The sequence below is a fragment of the Microcystis sp. M144S2 genome, from assembly GCF_020246065.1.
GTDB classification, from domain to species: Bacteria; Cyanobacteriota; Cyanobacteriia; order Cyanobacteriales; family Microcystaceae; genus Microcystis; species Microcystis ichthyoblabe_A.
Map to the genome: position 1 here is coordinate 1 of NZ_JADBTR010000060.1, position 3,760 is coordinate 3,760.

Here is a 3,760-nt window from a genome sequence, read left to right on the forward strand (position 1 = left end):
CCTTGTTGACACCCTTACTGACAAAGAAAAAACTGAAATCAAGTCAGGATAAGGGTTGGAGTGCTTACTGCAAAAATTGTTAAGAAAGATCCCTATAAGGGATAGCTTATCAAGGGGGGATTAAAGGCAAAATCCATTTTTAAATTATAACCAGCTACTTAGCCACCTTTCTGACCGATTTTACTTATACTCATAAATCTATGACCGCACGAACACGAAACCAAACCGACAAAAAAAACAGAAAAAAGCCAAAAAGCGGCAATAAATCCCAAAACTGGCAAATTATCGAGATTTGGCTGCGAATTATTGCCTATAGCGCTCTTTCCATCACGGCAGTTTTTGCGATCGCTCGTTTGCTACCCTACCAACAGATGCAACAGGCAAAACTGGAAGAACTGCGTTTGGCAGCCCAGGAAAAGGAGGAACGGGTTAATCAATTGCGCGGTCAATTTACTCGCAGCTTTGATCCTAGTCAAGCGCGGCAAGTCATGGGGGAACAAAGTCCCCGACGGGATCCCAATCAAAGACGCATTTTTTGGGTTTCTCAGTAGATTAGCTGCTTGTGCATCTCAATTACTTGTTAAGACTCTAGAGGAGAGGGCCACAGAGTCGGGATAAAACTAATGACCATAGCGACACAATTCTTAAGCATTTCTGCCTTGACAAAAAAGGATTATTATGGGTGCATCTGAATTTTGAAGAAATATCTATCTATAGGACAGTTTGGGCGCACGCAGTTCGATAAACTCACTGACCACGGTGCGCCCCTACCATTGGCACAATAATATCATTGTAGGGGCGAATTGCATTCGCCCTCTTTGAATAACTTCTGCTGCTCACCATAAGTGAGAGAAAGTCACTGACTTGAGCGAATCAGATAGGAATTCACAAGAGGATAAAAATTAAAATCTTTCTGATTTCAAGCTACCAACGACCAGCGCTAGTCACTGAAACCTGATAACTGATAACTGATAACTGAAATGACTCGATCCTATTTTGCTACCACCGCGAGGGGACTAGAAGAAATTGCCGCTAGGGAATTAGAATTCCTAGGGGCCAAAGAAGTGAAACCCGTATTCACCGGAGTCCATTTTCAGGGAGATCTGGCCCTACTCTATCGAGTCAATCTTTGGTCAAGAATTATTTTTCGGGTTTTGGTTCCCATTGCCGAAATTCCCTGTGGGGATGGGAAGGAACTTTATGATGGCATTCAAGCCATTGATTGGCGCGATTATCTCACCAGTGAGGAAACTTTAGCGGTACAATGTACGGGAACGAACGATCGCCTCAATCACACCCATTACACCGCCTTAAGCATCAAAAACGCTATTATCGACCAACAGCGTCAACAGGGGAATCCCCGTTCTTTTGTGGATACAGAAAACCCCGACCTGCAAATTAACGCTCATATCGAGAAAAATCGCTGTGTGCTTAGTTTAGATAGTTCTGGTCACAGTTTACATCGTCGCGGGTATCATCGGGCCATGGGAGTCGCACCTCTGAAAGAAAGTCTCGCCGCTGCTTTGGTAGAATTATCGGCATGGCAGGATGATATGGCGCTTTTAGACCCTTTTTGTGGTTCGGGAACTATTGTCATCGAAGCGACGTTAAAAGCTTTAAATATTGCCCCCGGTTTATCTCGTTCCCAGTTCGGATTTCAGAAATGGCCAGACTATCAACCGGATTTATGGCAATCTTTGGTTAAGGAAGCTAAAGAAAAACAAAAATCTCAGCTAAATGCGCCAATTTATGCTAGTGATGCCGATTACGAGGTTTTGCATCAGGCCGAGGATAATGCCTATTTTTGTCAAGTGCAGGACCACATTAATTTTAGCTTGCAAAGCATCACCGACTTAGAACCGACGAGCGATCGAGGGATTATTCTCTGTAATCCCCCTTACGGCAAAAGATTGGGCAATACCGAAGAATTAGGGGCCCTATATAAATCCTTCGGTGATGTCTTAAAACAGAGGTTTAAGGGTTGGACAGCCTATATTTTATCGGGAAACAAAGAACTGACTAAACAAATCGGTCTGCGTTCTTCCCGTCGCACTCCCTTGTATAACGGTTCTCTGCCCTGTACCCTCTTAAAATATGAGTTGTATTAACTACATCAAAACCTTGAGACTGTCAAGGGCTAAATGAACATTTTGACGAACTGAGGCGGCAGAAGTATGTAAATCCAGACGTTCAGCATCGGTCAAACGCACTTCCAGAATACTTTCCACACCCCGACAGCCTAGGCGACAGGGAACCCCCAGATAGACATCCTGTAAACCGTATTCACCCTTAAGATAGGCTGCCGCCGGCAGTAAACGGGATTGATTTCTCAATATCGTCTCGACCATGGTACAGGCAGAGGAAGCAGGGGCGTAATAAGCGCCGCCAGTTTGCAGTAATTTGACGATTTCAGCCCCACCGTTGCGAGTTCTCTCCACTAAACGATTAATTGTCATCTCGTCCATTAATTCGGTAATCGGCACACCACTGACGGTACAGTAACGGGGTAGGGGTAACATTAAATCACCGTGACCACCCAAAACCATAGCATGAACGTCGGCGGTACTAACCCCCAATTCCATGGCGATAAAGGTTTGTAAACGGGAAGAATCGAGGACTCCGGCCATTCCCATCACTCTTTGGGGGGGTAAACCAGTTGCTTGCCAGACTAGATAGGTCATCACATCAAGGGGATTAGTGATGACGATAAAAATGGCCTCTGGAGAATACTTGAGGCATTTAGTGGCGGCCTCGACGACAATTTTGGCATTGACATTCATGAGATCATCGCGACTCATGCCCGGTTTTCTGGCTAATCCAGCCGTAATCACGACAATATTCGAGCCTGCCGTGTCTTCATAGTTATTAGTGCCGATAATCTCGCTGTCGTGCAGTTCTATGCCCTGAGCTTCCATCAAATCTAGGGCAATACCCTGGGGCAAACCATTGACGATATCGAGGAGAACCACATCAGCGAGGTTTTTTTCGGCGATGCGTTGGGCCAGGGTGCGTCCGACGTTACCAGCACCAATAACCGAGACTCGGGGCGATTGACAGGGGATGAGTGTATCGTAGAAGTCAACCATGATTTATGGATGAGGCAATATCCTCATCAGACGGGTTCCAGTTGTTCGAGCTTTAGCCACACACTGGGGGTAGGAACGTAGAATTTAATCAAAGCGTAATCATCTTTTACATCCAAGACTTCTGCTGTCGAGTTGAACATATAACTGGGTAAACGGCGATCGCTGGCTAGGGCTTCGAGGCTATTTTCTAGGTTTCCCGTCACCACGCGGACTAAAGCTCCTTTCTTAATTGTAGCTGCCATGTTTTTCTCGTTAGATTTGCTGGGGGTTTCTCCCATAAATTGTTACATATTCGGGCAGACCTCTGACAAGGGCTTTTTCAGTCATCAGTGAACTGATAACCGATACCAAAGGCCGAATCTAAAACCTAATTGGTTAAGCTAAAAGCTTTGATGTACTTAGGTGGCTGGTTATAGTTAAATTAAAAATGGATTTTAGGTTCGATCCCCCCTGCCCCCCTTATTAAGGAGGGTGCCGATCCCCCCTGCCCCCCTTGATAAGGGGGGTGCCGATAGGCGGGGGGATCCCCCTTAATAAGCTGTCCTTTAGTCACATCTTTCTTAACATTTCAAACCTTTGTAGCACAAGGCTTTCAAGACTCGGTTAACAATTTGTAATATTCCTTGTTGACACCCTTACTGACAAAGAAAAAACTGAAATCAAGTCAGGATAAG

4 protein-coding genes are annotated in these 3,760 nt (G+C 45.3%); 2 read left to right on the plus strand and 2 right to left on the minus strand.

The genetic code is table 11. The features are described from left to right. Positions 1-200: 200 nt before the first annotated feature. Positions 201-551 (plus strand): slr1601 family putative cell division protein, encoded by a 351-nt coding sequence (locus tag IM462_RS07935; RefSeq protein ID WP_287702923.1) that lies wholly within the window; start codon positions 201-203, stop codon positions 549-551. Between the two features lie 429 nt (positions 552-980). Further along, entirely contained in the window at positions 981-2,108 is a 1,128-nt protein-coding gene (locus IM462_RS07940) for a THUMP domain-containing class I SAM-dependent RNA methyltransferase (protein WP_287702922.1), read from the plus strand. On the opposite strand, the gene mdh is transcribed toward IM462_RS07940, so the two are convergent. Beyond that, positions 2,109-3,086, minus strand: a complete 978-nt coding sequence (gene mdh, locus IM462_RS07945) for a malate dehydrogenase (protein ID WP_002803506.1) — start codon at positions 3,084-3,086, stop codon at positions 2,109-2,111. It abuts the gene before it with no gap. Between the two features lie 26 nt (positions 3,087-3,112). Then, on the minus strand, positions 3,113-3,328 hold the full coding sequence (locus tag IM462_RS07950) for an NAD(P)H-quinone oxidoreductase subunit O (protein ID WP_002758722.1): 216 nt from the start codon (positions 3,326-3,328) through the stop codon (positions 3,113-3,115). Positions 3,329-3,760 lie beyond the last annotated feature (432 nt).